The 18,049-nt window shown below is 70.2% G+C and carries 18 protein-coding genes; 11 read left to right on the top strand and 7 right to left on the bottom strand.

From position 1 onward, the window contains the following. Positions 1-83 precede the first annotated feature (83 nt). Both EDD31_RS02055 and trpS read right to left on the bottom strand, forming a co-directional pair. The gene (locus EDD31_RS02055; protein ID WP_148058836.1) at positions 84-974 is read right to left on the bottom strand and encodes a hypothetical protein; all 891 of its coding nucleotides are present in this window, start codon (positions 972-974) and stop codon (positions 84-86) included. Positions 975-1,072: 98 nt separating this feature from the next. Then, positions 1,073-2,161, bottom strand: a complete 1,089-nt coding sequence (trpS, locus tag EDD31_RS02050) for a tryptophan--tRNA ligase (protein WP_123302688.1) — start codon at positions 2,159-2,161, stop codon at positions 1,073-1,075. A 104-nt stretch (positions 2,162-2,265) separates the two neighbouring features. Here trpS and EDD31_RS02045 point away from each other — a divergent pair, with 104 nt between their 5' ends. The 5 genes from EDD31_RS02045 to nudC are packed head-to-tail and all read left to right on the top strand — an operon-like array spanning position 2,266 to position 7,508. Next, the gene (locus EDD31_RS02045; protein ID WP_123302687.1) at positions 2,266-3,093 is read left to right on the top strand and encodes an electron transfer flavoprotein subunit beta/FixA family protein; all 828 of its coding nucleotides are present in this window, start codon (positions 2,266-2,268) and stop codon (positions 3,091-3,093) included. After that, positions 3,090-4,133 (top strand): electron transfer flavoprotein subunit alpha/FixB family protein, encoded by a 1,044-nt coding sequence (locus tag EDD31_RS02040; protein WP_245990764.1) that lies wholly within the window; start codon positions 3,090-3,092, stop codon positions 4,131-4,133. Before EDD31_RS02045 ends, EDD31_RS02040 begins: the two co-directional genes overlap by 4 nt. After that, a complete protein-coding gene (locus EDD31_RS02035; protein ID WP_123302686.1) occupies positions 4,130-5,365 on the top strand; it encodes a cysteine desulfurase family protein in 1,236 nt (411 codons plus the stop codon). The genes EDD31_RS02040 and EDD31_RS02035 overlap by 4 nt, the downstream gene beginning before the upstream one ends. Then, positions 5,365-6,495: a tRNA 2-thiouridine(34) synthase MnmA gene (gene mnmA, locus EDD31_RS02030; RefSeq protein ID WP_123302685.1), complete on the top strand. Its 1,131-nt coding sequence runs from the start codon at positions 5,365-5,367 to the stop codon at positions 6,493-6,495. Before EDD31_RS02035 ends, mnmA begins: the two co-directional genes overlap by 1 nt. Positions 6,496-6,503: 8 nt before the next feature. Beyond that, positions 6,504-7,508, top strand: coding sequence for an NAD(+) diphosphatase (gene nudC, locus EDD31_RS02025; RefSeq protein WP_245990757.1), 1,005 nt, complete (start codon positions 6,504-6,506; stop codon positions 7,506-7,508). 3 nt (positions 7,509-7,511) lie between these two features. Here the strand turns inward: nudC and EDD31_RS02020 are convergent, their stop codons facing one another. The 3 genes from EDD31_RS02020 to EDD31_RS02010 form a co-directional block, all read right to left on the bottom strand. Further along, positions 7,512-7,772 carry a mycoredoxin gene (locus tag EDD31_RS02020; protein ID WP_123302684.1) on the bottom strand — a complete coding sequence of 87 codons (261 nt, stop codon included), beginning with the start codon at positions 7,770-7,772 and terminating at the stop codon, positions 7,512-7,514. A gap of 84 nt (positions 7,773-7,856) precedes the next feature. Beyond that, entirely contained in the window at positions 7,857-8,660 is an 804-nt protein-coding gene (locus tag EDD31_RS02015; protein WP_123302683.1) for an ABC transporter permease, read from the bottom strand. After that, a complete protein-coding gene (locus EDD31_RS02010) occupies positions 8,657-9,403 on the bottom strand; it encodes an ABC transporter ATP-binding protein (protein ID WP_123302682.1) in 747 nt (248 codons plus the stop codon). The genes EDD31_RS02015 and EDD31_RS02010 overlap by 4 nt, the downstream gene beginning before the upstream one ends. A 153-nt stretch (positions 9,404-9,556) precedes the next feature. Between EDD31_RS02010 and EDD31_RS02005 the strand changes: the two genes are divergently transcribed. From EDD31_RS02005 to EDD31_RS01990, 4 genes are all read left to right on the top strand, one after another. Next, complete coding sequence (locus EDD31_RS02005) at positions 9,557-10,678, top strand: sensor histidine kinase (RefSeq protein ID WP_123302681.1); 1,122 nt, start codon at positions 9,557-9,559, stop codon at positions 10,676-10,678. After that, positions 10,678-11,367 carry a response regulator gene (locus EDD31_RS02000; RefSeq protein WP_123302680.1) on the top strand — a complete coding sequence of 230 codons (690 nt, stop codon included), beginning with the start codon at positions 10,678-10,680 and terminating at the stop codon, positions 11,365-11,367. The genes EDD31_RS02005 and EDD31_RS02000 overlap by 1 nt, the downstream gene beginning before the upstream one ends. 117 nt (positions 11,368-11,484) lie before the next feature. Further along, complete coding sequence (locus EDD31_RS01995) at positions 11,485-13,554, top strand: ATP-dependent DNA helicase UvrD2 (protein ID WP_123302679.1); 2,070 nt, start codon at positions 11,485-11,487, stop codon at positions 13,552-13,554. Beyond that, positions 13,533-14,816: an MFS transporter gene (locus EDD31_RS01990; RefSeq protein WP_245990754.1), complete on the top strand. Its 1,284-nt coding sequence runs from the start codon at positions 13,533-13,535 to the stop codon at positions 14,814-14,816. Before EDD31_RS01995 ends, EDD31_RS01990 begins: the two co-directional genes overlap by 22 nt. Here the strand turns inward: EDD31_RS01990 and EDD31_RS01985 are convergent. Together EDD31_RS01985 and EDD31_RS01980 are read right to left on the bottom strand one after the other, a co-directional pair. After that, positions 14,785-15,438: a response regulator gene (locus EDD31_RS01985; protein WP_123305004.1), complete on the bottom strand. Its 654-nt coding sequence runs from the start codon at positions 15,436-15,438 to the stop codon at positions 14,785-14,787. The genes EDD31_RS01990 and EDD31_RS01985 overlap by 32 nt on opposite strands. Before the next feature lie 10 nt (positions 15,439-15,448). After that, positions 15,449-16,738, bottom strand: a complete 1,290-nt coding sequence (locus EDD31_RS01980) for a sensor histidine kinase (protein WP_148058835.1) — start codon at positions 16,736-16,738, stop codon at positions 15,449-15,451. A gap of 187 nt (positions 16,739-16,925) precedes the next feature. Between EDD31_RS01980 and EDD31_RS01975 the strand changes: the two genes are divergently transcribed. Next, positions 16,926-17,543 carry a hypothetical protein gene (locus EDD31_RS01975; RefSeq protein ID WP_123302677.1) on the top strand — a complete coding sequence of 206 codons (618 nt, stop codon included), beginning with the start codon at positions 16,926-16,928 and terminating at the stop codon, positions 17,541-17,543. 293 nt (positions 17,544-17,836) lie between these two features. Continuing rightward, on the top strand, positions 17,837-17,965 hold the full coding sequence (locus tag EDD31_RS15040) for a hypothetical protein (RefSeq protein WP_281270414.1): 129 nt from the start codon (positions 17,837-17,839) through the stop codon (positions 17,963-17,965). Positions 17,966-18,049: the final 84 nt, after the last annotated feature.

The following is an 18,049-nucleotide window of genomic DNA, read 5'->3' as shown; positions in this document are numbered from 1 at the left end:
GCGTGGACTCGCCATGCTCAGCCCACGGTCCGCATGACAAACCCACCCAGAGAGTCTGCGTCGCCTGACCGCAGCCTGCAGGGTCACTCACCATCGACGCCGCGCGGATGCCAGGCCACCGAGGCGGCCGGAACCTCATCGGGATGGCGATAGCGCAACTCCGCCAGCTCCGTGACGAAGGCATCGAGGCTCTTCTCGTGCCGCCGCCCGAGGTGCACCGCTGCGGCGGCGGCACCGATCCCACCGAGACCGAGGCCGGTGAACCACCACAGGAAGCCGTGTCCCGAGCCGGTGATGGGCGCATGCCACGGTCCGTCCGCGGCGAGCGTCTCCCACCAGTGCACCGCCGCGATAGCGAGGAAGATCGAGCCGAAGACGGCGGCGATCGTCAGGAGGTGTCGCCACGGACGCCACGGATCGCGGCGCCACGCCTGCACCAACACCGGCGGCAGGGGCGGACGGAAGGTCCAGAATTCGGCGCCGCCGGCCTGCCACTGCCCGACCGTCTCGTGAGAGATACGAGCGGACGACCGAGCGGTCTGCGGATCGCCGAGGTGCCGCGTGCCCAGCCGCCGCACAGTCAGCGTGTAGCCGAGGCCAAGGGCGCCGTGGACGAGCGCGGCGAGTGCGACGCTGAGGACGGAGAGGGCGGCGAACACACCGAAGTCGTCTCGGGTGGCGAACGGCTCGACACCGTCGATCAAGGCCGTGATCACGGGGAGGACCAGCGCCACCGCCAGCACCGCGGCGACGCTCAACCATCCCCAGGCGCGCGTGAGGCGCTGACAGGTGCGGAACCATCGCGTCCGCCGCAGGATCGTCGCCCCCGTCTCTCGAAGGTGCTGGCGGGCGAGGTCTCCGTACGGGTCCGGCGCGGGCTGGTCCAGCGCATCGGGCCCCCACCAGTTCCAGCGTTCCACGGGGGAGAGCCTGCGTTCCTCGACGTCGACCGTCCTGCCACGGCAGGTGTGCACGACCCGAACCACGTCAGCGCCGTCGTGAAAGACTGCTTCGCGCTGCTCAGCTGCCTGTGGCCGCGGATGCGCGGCCCCACTCTCCTGCACGCTGACCGTCAGTACACCATCTGCATCGCTTCACGGACCTCGCTGAGGGTCTCCTCGGCGATGGCGTTGGCGCGGGCATTGCCCTCGCGCAGCACGGACAACAGGTAGCCCTCGTCAGCCGCGAGCTCGGCGCGCCGCTGCCGAATCGGTGCGAGCATCTCGTTGATGGCCTCGGTGGTGACCTTCTTCAGGGTTCCGCCACCTCCGTCACCGATCTCCGCGGCCACCTCGTGCGGATCGCGCCCGGTGGCCAGGGCGGTCAGCAGCACCAGGTTGGAGACCTCGGGCCGGCCAGTGGGATCGAAGGTGATGTTCCGGTCAGCGTCGGTCACAGCGCGCTTGAGCTTCTTCGCGGTCTCTTCGGCGGTCATGGTCAGTTCGATGGTGTTGCCGCGAGACTTGCTCATCTTGTGCTGGCCATCAGTGCCCAGCAGGCTCGGCGCCTCCGACATGAGCGCTTCCGGCCGGGGGAAGACCGGCTGGTCGCCCGCCCGTCCGTAGCGTTCGTCGAAGCGGCGGGCGATGACCCGCGTCTGCTCCAGGTGGGGCAGCTGATCCTTGCCCACCGGCACCAGGTTGGCCTTGCAGAACAGGATGTCGGCTGCCTGGTGCACCGGGTAGGTCAGCAACAGTCCGGACATGGGGCGGTCGCCGCTTGCGTCCAGCTCCGCCTTGACCGTGGGGTTGCGGCGGAGTTCGGCGTCGGTGGCCAAGGAGAGGAAGGGCAGCATCAGCTGGTTCAGGGCCGGCACCGCCGAATGGGTGAAGATCGTCGACTTCGCCGGGTCGATCCCCACCGCGAGGTAATCGGCGATGAGCGACAGCACCCGCTCACGGATCTGGCCCACGCCATCACGGTCGGTGATGACCTGATAGTCCGCGATCAGCACGAAGGTCTCCACCCCAGCGTCCTGCAGGCGCACCCGGTTGCGCAGCGAGCCGAAGTAGTGCCCCACGTGCAGGTTGCCGGTGGGCCGGTCGCCGGTGAGCACCCGGAACCGGCCGGGGTCGGAGGCGATCTGCTCCTCGATCTCCGCCGAGCGGCGGCGAGTGCGGTCCAGGGAGGCGTCGGATGTCGAGTCGGCCAGGTCAGTCATGGCATCGCACTCTATCGGTGCTAGCTGCCCTGCCGTCCCCGTGCCGGGCCGGAGGTGACCGAGCCCTCTGCGCCAGTGGAGCGGAAACGCCTACCCTGGCAGGTATGCGGATCGTTGTATGCGTCAAATACGTGCCGGACATGCAGTCCGAACGCACCCTCGACGACGACGGGCACCTGGTCCGCGGCCTCGACGACGCCCTGAACGAGCTCGACGAGAACTCGGTCGAAGCCGCCATCGCCCTGGCCGAGCACGCTCGCGGTGCCGGCGTCGAGGCAGAGGTCCTGGCCCTGACCGTCGGCCCGGACGACGCGATCGACGCGGTGCGGCGCTCCTTGCAGATGGGCGCCGACGCCGGCGTGCATCTGAGTGACCCCGCAGTCGCCGGCGCCGATGTGCTGGGCACCGCGCGCGTGCTCGCCGGTGCCATCGCCGCCTTGGAAGCCGGCTCGCAGGGCCTGCAGCCAGCACCGGTGGATCTCGTGGTGACGGGCATGGCCACGATGGACGGGCTGACCTCGATGCTGCCCACGGCGCTCGCCGCCGTGTTGGACCGGCCCGCCCTCACCTTCGCCAGCCACCTGGAACTCGAGTTCACGGACGGCGCTCAGGTGTTGAGCATCACCCGCTCCCTCGGCGAGACGGAGGAACGCCAGCGTGCCGTCCTCCCGGCTCTGGTGTCCGTGACCGACCAGGCCAACGAGCCGCGGATGCCGGGCGCGATGGCGCTGATGTCCGCCAGGAAGAAGCCGGTCACCACCCTCACCCTCGCCGACCTGCCAGGGGACGCGCTCACCAGTGAGGCCCTGGCCACCACCGCCGTGGTCTCGGCCGAGCCGCGGCCCCCGCGGGAGACCGGCCGGATCCTCACCGACACCGGGGACGCTGGCCGAAAGCTCGCCGACTACCTGATCGGCAAGGGCCTGGCATGAGCGCGGACACGAGCCTGACCCAGCAGACCCTGGCTGCCCACCCGGTACTCGTGGTGGCCGACCACGCCGGAGGCCTGCTCACCGCCGGAGCCACCGAGGTCCTCACCCTGGCGCGCAGCCTGACCAGCGGGCCGGTCGAGGCCATCGCGCTGGTCAGCGATCCCGACCTCGACGGCCTGGCCCGCTACGGCGCCGGCACCGTCTACGTCCCGGATTTCCCCGACGGCGTCTCTCCGAGCGTCTCGGCAGTGGCGGCTGAGGCTGTGCTGCAGGTGGCGGCGGGGACCGAGGCCTCCGCGATCCTGCTCGTCTCCACCTTCGCCGGCAAAGAACTCGCGCCTCGGCTGGCTCTGGGCCTCGGCTCGGGCGCCATCGTCGATGCCACCGGCGTGCACCGCGGCCCCGCACAGGACGGCGCCGCAGAGGGCGAGCTCCTCGTCTCCAAAACCGTGCTGCAAGCCACCTGGGACACCGTGTGCCGGGTGACGAGCGGCGTGCCGGTCATCGCCGTGAAGCCCACCGCCGTGGACGCCGAGCCCGTCGAGGGCATCGAGTCCGCTCTGGTGCGCGTTCCGGTGGAGATCTCGCAGACGGCGCGCGCCGTCGAGGTGACCGCCTCCCGTTCCTACCCTCGCGATGGCGCCGTGCCGCTTTCCGAAGCCCGCGCCGTGGTCGCCGGCGGGCGAGGCACCGAGGGGGACTTCAGCCTGTTGCACGAACTGGCCGAGCTGCTGGACGCTGCCGTGGGCGCTACGCGCGATGCCACGGACGAAGGCTGGATCGATCACGCCGCCCAGATCGGCCAGACCGGCGCGACCATCGCCCCCCGCCTGTACCTCGGTGCCGGCATCTCCGGCGCCATCCACCACACGGCCGGTATCTCTGCCGCGGAGACGATCGTGGCGATCAACACCGACTCCGAGGCACCGATCTTCGAGCTCGCCGATCTGGGCATTGTGGGAGACCTCCACGACGTCCTGCCCCAGGCGATCGCCGCGCTCCGCGAGCACCAAGCCGCCAGCAGCGCGGGCCAGACATGAGCGCCTACCTCGACCACGCGGCCACCACACCGGTTCGCCCCGAGGTCGCCGAGGTCTACCGCCAGGAGCTGAGCCGCCTCGGCAACCCCTCGGCGCTGCATACTGCCGGGCGGGCCGCCCGCGCTCGGGTGGAGGAGGCTCGCGAGCAGCTCGCCGCCGCCGTGGACGCCGATCCGGCCGAGGTGCTCTTCACCTCCGGGGGCACCGAAGCCGACAACCTCGCCGTCAAGGGTGCCTACTGGGCCCGGCGCGCTGCGGACCCGGCCCGCACCGCCGTGGCGGTCTCGGCCATCGAGCACCACGCCGTCCTGGAAGCGGCCTCCTGGCTTGGCGAGCACGAGGGCGCGGAGGTCCTCGAACTCCCCGTGGCGCCCTCTGGTGCTCTCGACCCGGCCGGCGTCGAGACGGCATTCGACCGGGGAGACCTCGCGCTCGCCTCCATCATGTGGGCCAACAACGAGACGGGCGTCATCCAGCCGATCGCTGAGCTGGCCGCTCGCGCCCGCCACGCGGGCGTGCCCCTGCACAGTGACGCGGTGCAGGCGATCGGCAAGGTGCCGGTCCGCTTCCATGCCAGTGGCGTGGACGCTTTGAGCCTGACCGGGCACAAGGTCGGCGCACCCGTGGGCACCGGAGCGCTGATTGCCCGCCGGGACTTCGCCATGACCCCGGTCGAGCACGGCGGCGGTCAGGAGCGCGGTGTGCGCTCCGGGACGCTGTCGGTGGCCGAGGCCAGTGCGCTGGCCCTGGCCGTCGAGCTTGCCGTCGCGGTACAGGAGGCCGAGGCACAGCGTCTCGCGGCCCTGCGCGATCGGCTGCTCGGCGCGGCCGCCACGATCGAAGGCGTCGCCGTGACCGGCCCGGTCGAGAACCGAGGCATCACCGAGTGGCTGCCCAGCCACGCCCACCTCACCGTCGCCGGCGCTGATGCCGACGCCCTGCTGGCCGGCCTGGACATGGCGGGAGTGGCGGCCTCCTCGGGCGCGGCCTGCCAGTCCGGGGTGCAGCAGCCCTCCCATGTGCTCACCGCCATGGGCTACCGGGGAGAGCAGGCCCGCGCCGCTGTGCGATTCTCCCTGGGCCACACCTCCACCGAGGACGACGTCGACGCCGCGCTCGCCGTGCTGGAACAGGTCGCGGGTGCCGCGCGCCGCGTCTTCGACGCCGGCCGGGGTTCGGCCCGCCGCGCGGCTGCAACGTCCCGCACGCCCGTCCACCCAGGGAGCCTCTGATGCGAGTTCTCGCAGCACTGTCCGGCGGAGTGGACTCCGCCGTCGCCGCCGCACGCGCCGTCGATGCCGGCCACGACGTGGTGGGAGTCCACATGGCGCTGTCGCGCTCGCGGGCCCAGCACCGCACCGGCTCACGGGGCTGTTGCTCCATCGAGGACGCCTCCGATGCTCGCCGCGCCGCCGACGTCCTGGGGATCCCGTACTACGTATGGGACCTCTCGGAAGAGTTCGAGGAGACGGTCGTCGCCGACTTCCTCTCCGAGTATCAGGCCGGTCGCACCCCGAACCCCTGCGTGCGGTGTAACGAGCACATCAAGTTCTCCGCGCTGCTCGACCGCGGCTTGGCCATGGGCTTCGAAGCCGTGGTCACCGGGCACTACGCGCGCATCGAGCAGGTCGAGCAGGCCGATGACACCGTCCGCGCGGAACTGCATCGCGCCGCGGACGACGCCAAGGACCAGTCCTACGTGCTGGCCGTCATGGGGCGTGAGCGCCTCGAGCGCTCGATCTTCCCGCTCGGCGACGTGCCCACCAAGGAGCAGGTGCGGGCCGAGGCCGCGCAGCGGGGACTGAGCGTCTCGGCCAAACCCGACTCCTACGACATCTGTTTCGTGGCCGACGGCGACACCCAGGGCTTCCTGCGCTCGCGTCTGGGAGAACAGCGCGGCGAGATCCTCGACGCCGATGGCACGGTGCTCGGCGAGCATGAGGGCGCCTACGCCTACACCGTGGGTCAGCGCAAGGGCCTGGGTATCGACCGCCCCGCGGCCGACGGCAAGCCGCGCTACGTGCTGGAGGTCAAGCCGGAGACCAAGCAGGTGGTGGTCGGCCCGAGCGAGCTGCTCAGCGTCGATGTCATCCACAGCCACGACGTCGTGTGGCTGGCCGAGGACATCGAGCTGGACGCCACGGCCGGTTCGGGCCCGCGCGAGGTCCAGGTGCAGCTCCGCGCCCACGGTCGGGCCCTGCCCGCCACCGTCACCGCGTTGGCCGACGGCGGACTCGAGACGCGACTCGCCGAAGCACAGCGCGGAGTGGCCCCGGGCCAGTCCCTGGTGATCTACGCGGGCACCCGGGTGCTCGGCCAGGCCACCATCAGTTCCGCCAGCCGAGCCCGCGTGCCGGCGTGAGGGGCGCCGTGAGTCTCCCGCCGCTCTCGCGCGCCGCGCACGATCCCGATGGCGCCTCCCGGAACGACCCCGAGCTCGTGTCGCGAGTGGCCGCCGACCCCGGCACAGCCGTCATGCTCGTGTATCGCGGTGAGGTGGCCGCCGCTGAGCAGGGACTGTCGCTGTTCTCCCCGGTGGAGCTTCCCGCCGGCGCACTCGCGGCCGGATCCGGCCGCGTGACCTATCTCGGCCGCGATCGGTTGCCGGCCGGAGCCGCACAGGACGGCGGGCCTTCGCCGCGCTCCTACCTCGCCCTGACCTTGCCGGCGGATCTCGGTGCCGAGCGCGATCTCGACGGAGTGGCGATCGCGGAGGACGCAGCGCTGGCGGGCCTGGCATCCTCGCTGCACTGGCGCCAGCTACGGGACATTGCCACGGCGCTGAGCGACCGCGATGCCGGACTGGCCACCGCAGCGGTGGCGCTGGCGGCCTGGCATGCCCGTCATCCGCGGTGCCCGCGCTGCGGGGAGCCGACCGTGGTGGAGGGCTCCGGCTGGGTGCGGCGGTGCCTCTCCGACAACTCCCAGCATTTCCCTCGCACCGACCCCGCCGTGATCATGGCGGTGACGGACGCCGAGGACCGCCTTCTCCTGGGACACGCAGCGCACTGGCCGGCGCACCGATTCTCCACTCTGGCCGGGTTCGTGGAGTCGGGGGAGTCCGCGGAGAACGCCGTGGTGCGCGAGGTGCACGAGGAGGTCGGCCTCGAGGTGGCCGAGGTCGAGTACGTCGTCTCCCAGCCCTGGCCCTTCCCCTGCTCGCTGATGCTCGGGTTCCGGGCGGTCCTCGCCGAGGCACCGGGAGCGCCGGTGATCTCCGTCGATGGTGAGGAGATCACCGACGCGCGCTTCTTCACGCGCAGCGAGTTGAAGGCAGCCGTGCAGCGCGGCGAGATCCGCCTGCCTTCGCAGGCCTCCATCGCCCGGGTACTCATCGAGCAATGGTTCGGTGCCGCGCTGCCCGAGAGCGCCTGAAACTCAGGCTCCGAGACGCTGCTTGACGTCCTTCAGCGAGGGGTTGGTCGCCGCAGAGCCGTCGGGGAAGACCACGGTGGGCACCGTCTGATTGCCACCATTGACCTCCTCGACGTAGGCCGCTGCCTCGGGGTGCTCTTCGATGTTGACCTCGGTGTAGCCGATGCCCTCACGGTCGAGCATGGTCTTGAGCCGCTGGCAGTAACCGCACCAGGTGGTCGAGTACATCGTGATGGTGCCGGCGGCGGGTGCCTCGGTGGTCATGTGATGCTCCTTCGTCTCGGGTCTGCTCCCGACAACCACCGGGCCCGCCGAGTTCTTCCCGCCCCGGGCCGCACCGGCGTGCCCTCACTGACTCCAGCGAAAGAATCGCACGGCGCTCAGGGTGCCGAGGACCACGGCGATGCCGAGTGCGAGCAGGTGGTCGGTCTCGATCTGCTGCCCCATCCATGCCGCCTCGAAGACCTGGACCCCGGCCCCGTACGGCAGCCACTCACCGACGGTAGCGATGCCCTGAGGCAGGTTGTCCGTGCCGCCGAACATCCCCCCGGCCGCGCCCATCAGCAGGAAGGCGAGCAGCCCCACCGCGATCGCCGCGTTGGTGCTCGGCACCAGGGCCCCGACGAGCATGCCGACGGCGTACATCGCCGCCGCGATCAGGAGCACCACGCCGATGGTCCGCGCCAGGTCGACCGGACCGCGTAGGCCGAAGGCGAAACCGACCACACCCAGGGCCAGCGCAAAACCCGCAGCGGTCTGCAGGGCGGAGATGATGACCTGGGAGACCAGCACCATGGCCGGGTGAGCCGGAGTGGCCGCAAGCCGTCTGAGCAAACCCTCTTTGCGGTGCATGGCAAGGAAGGACGGCATGTTCACCACCCCGACCAGCGCGACGATCATGACCAGGGTGACCGGCAGGATGAACACCTCGAGAACCGAGCGGCCGCCGGAATCCGGCACGATCTGCTCGGAGTTCCCGAAGGCCTGGGCCAGCATCAGCAGCAGCGGAAGGCCGAGCGGGACCACCAGTCCAGCGGTGTCCCGCACCACGGATCGCCCTTCAGCGAGAATCATCTGCCCCCAGGCGTCCAGGCCCGGCCTGCGTGCCGGGGGGATGTCGAAGCCGGTCGCGCCGGCTGCTGAGGCGTTCATGCTGCTCCTTTCAGGGTGTCCAGTTCGCCCTCCGTGGCGCCGACCAGGCTCAGGAAGGCCTGCTCGAGGTTCGTGGCGCCGGCCTGGCTCACGAGTTCCTCCGGCGTGCCTTCCGCGCGGACACGGCCCTCGTCGAGCACCACGACGTGATCGCACAGCCTGGCCACCTCATCCATGGCGTGGCTGACCAGGAGGATGGTGACGCCTTCCTCGCGCAGCGATTCGATCACCCGCCAGATCCCCCGGCGCCCCTCAGGATCGAGGCCGGTGGTGAGTTCATCCAGGATCACCACGCGTGGCCGGCCCACCAGTGCGGCGGCGACGGAGAGACGTTGCGCCTGCCCACCGGAGAGTCTGCCGAAGCGCGTGTCCCGGGACGGCGCCAATCCCAGCTTCTCCAGCAGCTCGTCCGGATCGCGGCCCTCGGGATAGAAGGAGCGGTGTAGCCGAAGGTTCTCGATGACGGTCAGGTCGTAGTGCATGATCGCCTTCTGGAGCTGCACCCCGAGCACCATGCGTACCCGTGCGCGGTCGGCGATCGGATCCAGCCCCATCACCCGTGCGGTGCCGGCGTCCGGCTTCCGGAGCCCGGCGATCGTCTCCACCAGGGTGGTCTTCCCAGCGCCATTGCGGCCCAGGATCCCCACGGTCCTCCCGGCTTCGACGGTGAGGTCGACACCGTCGAGCGCCACCTTCTTCCTGTAGCGCTTGCGCGCGTTCTTCACCTGCACGGCCGCGGCCATGATCACTCCTCACGCTTGGTGCTCCCGGTCCGTGCCGGGCGTGCAGCCCACGCTAAGAAGCGGCAACCGGCGAGCGCGCGTGCCGCCGGTCATGACCGTGATCCATGACTTCCGGCACGGTCGGTTCGGCGAGGCCTCGCCTAGGCTCGGTGCGTGCGCCGCTATGACCTCACTGCCGCGGCCCTGGTGCTGCCGATCATCCTCGGCATCCTCGTGGGCCTCCCGGTTGCCGTGCTGCAGCTCCAAGGGGAGCAGGTCACCCCGGGCCCTGCGTGGCTCTGGTGGAGTGCCCTGGCCGGTTTCGTCCTCGCTTTCGGGGCGGCGGAACTTCTCTCGACCCATCCCCGGCGCGGATGGGCCCTGGTCGCCTTCCTCACCCAGGCGGTGCTCGCGCTCGCGGTCACGGGGATGGTGTCTCCCGGTTTCGGGTTCTCCCTGGTGATCCTGGTTTTCGGCGCCACCTTGAGCGTCTACGTTGTTCCGCTCTGGGGCACGGTGGTGGTGGTCCTCATCAACACCACAGCCGCGGCGATCTTCTCCTATCGCGGCCAGGGGCTGCTCGAACCGGCTATCACCGCCTTGTTCTACCTGGTCATCCAGGCAGTGTCGGTGGTGACGATCGTGACCTGGCGGCGTCAGCAGGAGATGAACCAGGAGCTGGCTCAAGCTCACATCGAGCTCTCCGCCACCGGCGCGCTCCTGGAAGAGTCCACCCGAGCGGCCGAGCGCCTGCGCATCTCGCGGGACCTGCACGACGTGTTGGGACACCAGCTCAGCGCCCTGGCCCTGGAGCTCGAGGTCGCGAGCCATCGCGCGCAGGAGCCGGCACGCGAGCACGTGCTGCGGGCCCGGGAGATCACCAAGGAGCTGCTCGCCGACGTGCGCGGCGTCGTGTCCGAGCTGCGCCTCGACAGCGGAGACCTGCGCGCCACGCTCCTCAGCGTTGTCGCCGACGTCCCCGCGCCGGAGATCCACCTGGAGGTGGCCGGCGACGTGGTCACCGACGAGGCGCGGACCACCGCCGTGGTGCGCGCCGTCCAGGAGGTGCTGACCAACGCGATCCGGCACTCCGCCGGCGAGAACCTGTGGATCACCGTCTCGGGTGGGGACCACCTGGTGCTGCACGCCTACGACGATGGCTGGGGGGCGGAACACCTAGAACTGGGGAACGGACTGCGGGGCATCAGGGAACGCGCTGAGGGTCTGGGTGGCTCTGCTGAGTTCTCCCGGCACGAAGACGGTGGCTTCGACGTCCGCGTGGAGGTGCCGGTCTGATGAGTGAGACGCGCACGGCCATCCGTGCCCTGCTGGTGGACGACCAGACCCTGGTGCGTCATGGCATTCGCAGTCTGCTCGCGCTCAGCGATGAGGTCCAGGTCGTGGCCGAGGCAGAGGACGGTGCCGAGGCACTGGCCCTGCTCGAGGAGCCGGATTCAGCGGACCGGCCGGAGGTCGTACTGCTCGACCTGCGCATGCCCGGGATGGGCGGCATCGCCACCCTGGAAGCCATGCGAGCGCGCGGACTCGACATCCCGGTGCTGGTGCTCACCACCTTCGACGACGCCGAACTCGTCCTCGGCGCCCTTCAGGCCGGCGCTCGTGGCTACATGCTCAAGGACGTCACGCTCGAGCAGTTGGTGGGCGGGATCCGTACCGTGGCCGCCGGAGGGACCCTGCTCCAGCCCGCACTCACGGATCGACTGCTGCGGGCGTCCTCGCAAGCGGGCGGGCTCGTGGAGGGCCCTCACGATCCCGCGGCACCGGTGGAGGCGCTGACGGCGCGTGAGACCGATGTGCTGCGCCTGGCCGCGGGTGGTTACAGCAACAAGGAGATTGCGGCGATGCTGCATCTGGCCGAGGGCACGGTGAAGAACCACGTCTCGACGGTGCTGTGGAAGCTCGGTGCGCGCGACCGCACCCAGGCCGTGCTGCGCGGGCTGTACCTGGGCTTGCTGTCCCCATGACCCGGGGCGCGAGGTCGGTCGCACAGCCCGCGGCGACGGGCCCGCCGACCTGTTCGCGTCACCGGTACGGGTCGGCACGCGCGTGAGGTGTCGGTCCTGCCTGTCAGACTGAGATCGATGACCAGCCATCCCGCCACCGAGCAACCCAGCACCGAGCAGCTGCTCGAGGCCCTGGACCCCGACCAGCGCGCCGTGGCCGAGACCCTCACCGGTCCGGTCTGCGTGCTCGCGGGCGCCGGCACCGGCAAGACCCGCGCGATCACCTACCGCATCGCCAACGGGGTGCTCTCAGGCGCCTTCAATCCGCAGGCGATCCTGGCGGTGACCTTCACCGCGCGGGCCGCCGGAGAGATGCGGACTCGTCTGCGTGATCTTGGCGCCGCCGGCGTGCAGGCCCGCACCTTCCACGCCGCTGCCCTGCGGCAGCTCTCCTACTTCTGGCCCTCGGTCATCGGTGGCAGCCCGTTGCCGATCGCTGCGCACAAGGCCGGCCTGGTGGCCTCAACCGCGAGCCGGCTGGGACTGTCCACCGACCGCACCGCCATCCGTGACCTCGCCGCTGAGGTGGAGTGGTCCAAGGTCTCTCTCATCACTGCCGAGGACTACGTCGAACGCGCCGGGAAATCCGGTCGCGAGGCTCCCTCCGGGAACGATCACGCCACGATCGCCCGTCTGCTGGAGGTCTACGAGGAGGTCAAGACCGAGCGGGGAGTGATCGACTTCGAGGACGTGCTCCTGCTCCTGGTGGGCATCCTCAGCGAGCGGGATGACATCGCCTCCCAGGTGCGCAGCCAGTACCGCCATTTCGTGGTCGATGAGTACCAGGACGTCTCCCCGCTGCAGCAGCGCCTGCTCGACCTGTGGCTCGGGGACCGGCGCGAACTCTGCGTGGTCGGGGACGTCTCGCAGACCATCTACTCCTTCACCGGCGCCACACCCCGCTTCCTCACCGACTTCCCGCAGCGCTACGCCGGTGCGCCGGTGATCAAGCTGGTGCGCGACTACCGCTCCACTCCGCAAGTGGTGGAACTGGCCAATGGCGTGCTCGCGCGTGCCGGCGGGGACCGCAGCCGGGCCGCCGTCGAACTGATCGCCCAGCGGCCCTCGTCGGTGCCGGTGCGCTACGAGACCTATGACGACGATCTTGCCGAGGCGCGTGCGGTGGCGGAACGCATCGCGGCGCTGCAGCGCGAGGGGGTGCCGCTGTCGGAGATCGCGGTGCTCTACCGCACCAACGGCCAGTCCGAGGTCGTCGAGCAGGCGCTTGCCGATGCGCAGATCGGCTATCTGGTCCGCGGAGGTGAGCGCTTCTTCTCCCGCCGTGAGGTCAAGGAGGCGCTGGTCCTGCTGCGCGGGGCGGTGCGCTCCTCTGCCGAGCAACCCATGCCCGAGGTGGTGCGTGCCGTTCTGGGCACACTGGGGTGGGATGTCAATCCGCCCAGCGCGCGCGGTGCAGCCCGTGAGCGTTGGGAGTCGCTGAACTCCCTGGTGAGTCTCGCCGACGACCTGCACACCACGCGCGGTGCAGGCATGGCGGAGCTCGTCGCCGAGCTGGACGAACGCGCCTCCGCTCAGCACGCCCCGGCGGTGGAAGGCGTGACACTGGCCTCGTTGCACGCGGCCAAGGGCCTGGAGTGGGATGCCGTCTTCCTCATCGGCGTCAGTGAAGGGCTCCTGCCCATCTCCCTCGCTGAAGGCCCGGCGGCCATCGCCGAAGAGCGGCGCCTGCTCTACGTGGGCGTCACCCGTGCCCGCGAACATCTGCAGCTCTCCTATGCCCGTGCCCGGGCAGTGGGTGGGCGCGCCAGCCGGAAGCCCACCCGCTTCCTCGATGGCATCTGGCCCGATCCTGACGCGGGAGCGGCACGGCGCGGACCTTCGCGCCGTGCCGCCGTCCGCCAGCGCACCGAGGACTACCTGACGGAGCATCCCGAGGACGCCGAGCTCTTCGAACGGCTGCGCACCTGGCGGGGGGTGCTGGCCAAGGAGCTCTCCAAGCCGGCCTACACCGTCTTCCACGACACCACCTTGCAGGCCATAGCCACCGCGAAGCCCAAAGATCTCCGCCAGCTTGCGCTGCTGCGCGGCGTGGGTGCCACCAAGCTCGAGGCCTATGGGGGTCAGGTGCTCGCCGTGGTGCGCGGCGAGGATGTGGACATCACCCAGTGGCTGGGGCGCGAGAACTGAACGGCAGCACCCGCCCGGCGGCGGCCCGTACGAACGGAGCGCACGACCCGGGGAGCCTGGTCTCAGTCACCGGGGCGATCTACTTCCCGCTCGCGCTGATCGCGCGGTTCCCCTACGCCATGATGGTGGTCGGCACCCTGACACTTGTGGTGGCGGGGCGCGGATCGCTCAGCCTGGGTGGCCTCACCTCGGCGATGGTGGGTTTGGGGACGGCGTGTTTCGCCCCACTCATCGGTGCCGCTGCTGACCGCTGGGGGCAGCGTCGGGTCCTGCTCGCCGCCGGAGCGGTCAACAGCGTGGCCTTGCTGCTGGTGACAGCCGCGGTCTTCTCTACTCTCGGTGGATGGGCTGTGCTCTCGGCGGCTTTCGTCGTCGGCGCCACCGCCCCTCAGGTGGCACCGATGTCGCGCAGCCGACTCGTTGGCATCATCGGCCGGCGTCTTCCTCTCGCACGTCGTCAGAAAGTACTCAACGGCACCATGGCGTACGAGTCGGCTGCCGACGAGGTCACCTTCGTCTTCGGGCCGGTCATTGTCGGGCTTCTCGCTGCGACCCTCGGGCCGGCTGCTCCGATCCTCGGTGCGGCCGTGCTGACGATCGTTTTCGTCTCCGCCTTCGCCCTGCACCGCAGCGCCGAGGAAGTGCCGAGAAACTCCACGTCATCCTCGCCGCCCGCTCCCGTGAGCGAGCTGGCCACGCCGCGCCTGCTCATCGTGATCCTGGGGGTGCTGGGGGTGGGATTCATGTTCGGCGCGACGCTGACCTCGGTCACCTCGTTCATGCAGGATGCCGGCCACGCCGAGCGGGCGGGCCTGGTCTACGCGGCGCTCGGCGTGGGGTCCGCCGTCTTCGCGTTGGCGGCGGCGCTGTTCCCGGAGGGCTTCACCCTGCGCGCGCGTTGGCTGGTCTTCAGCGGCGTGATTCTGGCCGGCGGCATCGCCCTGCAGTTCGCGCAGACCGTTCCCGTGCTGCTGCTCGCCCTCGCTGTGGTGGGCATCGGCATCGGCCCGACCCTGGTGACCCTGTTCTCACTGACGGCGGCGCTGAGCCCGCGCGGCCGCTCCGCCACGGCGATGTCGCTGGCCACCACAGGCATCGTGGTGGGCCAGTCAGCGGCGACCGCGGTGGCTGGGCACGTGGGGGAGAGCGCGGGGACCCCGGCGGCCATGACTGTCGCTCTCGCGGCGGGAGTGGTCATCGTTGTGGCCGGCACGCTCTACGGGGCGCTGGTCATGAGGGACCGAAGCCTGCCCGGTCCATGACCACCGCCAGCGAGGCGCGGTTCTCGACCTGGAGCTTGGCCATCGCTCTAGCCAAGTGGCTCTTCACGGTGGCCTCGGAGAGGTAGTGGCGCTCCGCTATCGAGCTGTTGGTCCGCCCGGCCGCTGCGTCGACGGCCATCTCCCGCTCGCGATCGGTGAGGCCGCGAACGAGATGCTCGGCGCGCTGGGTGCTTTCGTGGCGTGAACTCGCGGCCACCTCAGCCATCAGGAGACGCGCGGCGCGGGGGGAGAGGCTTCCCTCGCCGCGGGCCAGATCGCGGACGGCCTCACGGATCTCCATCGGGCCGGCGTCCTTGGTCAGGAAGCCCTCCGCGCCCGCGCGGACGGCGTCAAGCGCAGCTTCCTCGGCGCCGAGCGAGGTGAGGGCCAGGACAGCGGGCGGGTCCGGCTGCGCGCGGAGTGCGTGGATCGCGTCGACCCCGCCCATCCTGCGCATGCGCAGGTCCATGACCAGGACGTCCGGGCGGTGAGCGTGGACCAGCGCGACCGCCTCGTCCCCATCGCCGGCTTCGGCGACAATCTCCGTATCGTCCGTGCTCAGTACCGTGGTGAGTAACCGACGTACCAGGGGATCGTCGTCCACGATCGCCACTCGAATCATGGTGGTGAGGTTACTGCCCACCCCCGACTTCGCCGCTCCGGGAAGTGACCGCGGGCCCCGTCCGCGTGGACGGTGGGCCTGCGGGAGCGTGCTCGCTTTGGCGTGGCAGGTGGGCGCTCACGACGAACTCCTCGCCCGAGCGGCTCGCCGTCAAGCTCCCGCCCAGGGAGCGCGCCCGTTCGATCATCCCGGCGCGGCCGCTCCCTGACCCGAGGAGCTGCTCGCGGACCGGGTCGCAGACGCGATTGCGGACCTCGATCCGGAAGGCGTCATGTGCCGGCCCGGCAATCTCGACCATGACGACTTCCCCCGGTGCATGCCGTAGAGCGTTGGTGAGGCATTCCTGCACGATCCGGTAGATGGCCCGGCTCAGCGGTGCTGGGGTGGAGGCGACGTCTTCCACGTAGATCGATGAGATCACCTGCGCCCCCGATCCGCGGGCGTCCTCGATCAGCTGCGGCAGGTCGGCGAGCGATCCCGTCTGCGTGGCAGGGGATTCGCCGTCGCGGAGCCACCCCAGCAGGGCGCGGACCTCATCGAGGGCGTTCTGGGCGGCGCCGCGGATGTTCCGTGCCGCTTGAGGATCCCGGTCGCCGACCTCCAAGGCGGAGGCCTGCAAGGCCACGAGCGACAGCTGGTGAGCCACGGTGTCGTGCACCTCACGAGCGATGAGCTGCCGCTCCTCCTGGGAGGAGAGCTCGTTGCGCAGATGTGAGGCCTCCTTCGCCCGCTCCAGTTCGGTGGCCATCGCGACCCGCGTCTCACGCCGGCTCCGGCGCACCATCCCCCATGCCCAGAAGGACAGGACGGCGACGAGGCCGACCACGAGGTAGGCCGGACCGGGCGCGCTGATGTGTTCGCCGCTGTCGGGCTCGGTGAAGGCGAAGAGCGTGTGCCGGGGAGGGCGGAGATAGTCGCGGGTCAGCGCCGCTGCCACGGTGAGGGAGGTTGTGAAGCCACAGAGCCAGGCCGGCAGGCCACGGCGCAGCGTGAGCACCCAGCTCCATGCGAGCAGGGCGGCGAACGGATCGAGCGGGGCCACCAGGCTGAGCCCGGCTGCACTCAGGCACACCACGACCGGCATACGCCGTCGCCACACCAGGGACACGGAGACGGTCAGGGACAACAGCAACCAGCCGAGGGCGAGGAACTCCTGGTTCTTCGGTGCCGCGAAGGCGATGGCGACCAGCCCGCAGCTGACAGAGACCAGCACGGCGCACCAGCTGCTGCCCCAGCGCATGGCACGCTGCCACGCCCTCGCCGCGGCGGACCGGGGACCTGACTCGGAGTGCTGGCTCACAGCGGGGAGGTTACGGCGAACCCCCGACACCGGCGTCGCCCTCCAGGTTGCCGCCGCCTCATCCCATCGGCTGGTGCAGACGATCCGAACGGGCGATGCCCGCAGGCACCTGCGCTCGTAGCGTCATCCACCGTTCCCCCGAGCACGAGATCTCAACGATCCTCCGACGCCGACAACTGGAGTTGCCATGAAGAGTTCGACCGCCGCGATCCCCCTTGCTGCTGCACTACTCACCCTCGGTGCGTGCGGCCTCGGATCGGAGGAGCCCGACACTGAGGCTCCGGCCGACACCGCAACAGCGGACGAGGCTGCAGAGGAAGCGGCGGACGAGACCGCAGACGGGCCGGATGGGGAGGCAGAGGTGGAGCCCGCGGGAGAGCGCGGGAGCCGGGCCAATCCGCTGGCTCTGGGTGAGAGTATCGAGGGCTCTGATTGGGTGGTCATCATCAACGAGGTGCAGTTCGGTGCCGACGAGCAGGTCGCGGCCGAGAACCAGTTCAACGAGCCGCCACCCGAAGGTCACTCCTTCGTGTTGATCGACGTCAGTGCCACCTACACCGGCACTGATTCCGAGATGCCCATGCTCGGTACGGACATCGCTTGGGTGACATCCTCCGGCGAGACGCTCGGATCCTCCGATGCCTTCGCCGTCGCGCCCGATGCCTTCGACACCACACGGGAGCTCTACGAAGGGGGCAGCGAGACCGGGAACCTCGTGATCGCGGTGCCCGAGGATGACGAGGGGCTCATCAGGGTGCGACTCGGCATGTTCGAGCGCGAGGAGGCCTTCGTCGCCCCGCGCTGACGACGGCCGGTCTCACTCGCGAACCGAGGTAGCAGGGCCGAGGCGGTGGCCGACGCGCGCTGGCGCATCGACCCCCGCCTCAGTCCGGTCCGGTGGCGCGCATTCGTCGGGTTCCGGAGCCCCCACACCCCCTCGCCGGAAAGTGAGCCAGGCCACATTTTGAGGAAGTTCGGAAAAAACATTGTGGCCGCCGGGTGGGCCCCTCTAGTGTCCTCTTTGTCCGAATGAAGCAGGATCCGGTGCCTAGCCAGCACGCTACGGATCCCCGATCCCCAGAAGGAGGTGCCGAGAAGATGAGGAACATGACTCTCACCGCTGCTATGCCAGCCGCACTCGCCACCCCCGGGGGCACTCGCGCCTTTCGCGTGCGTGGCGGTCTGTCGCTGCGCACCCGTGGCGGTGAACAGGGGATCGAGAGCTGAGCTGACCTCATAGGCAGCATTCCGGCCGCGATCCCACCAGGGACCGCGGCCGTTGTCGTTTCTCGGCCGGCTCGTCCCACCAGG

The sequence above is a fragment of the Bogoriella caseilytica genome (genome assembly GCF_003752405.1).
GTDB lineage: Bacteria > Actinomycetota > Actinomycetes > Actinomycetales > Actinomycetaceae > Allobogoriella > Allobogoriella caseilytica.
Note: the sequence above shows the minus strand (reverse complement) of the source record. Positions and strands in the feature narration are given on the sequence as shown.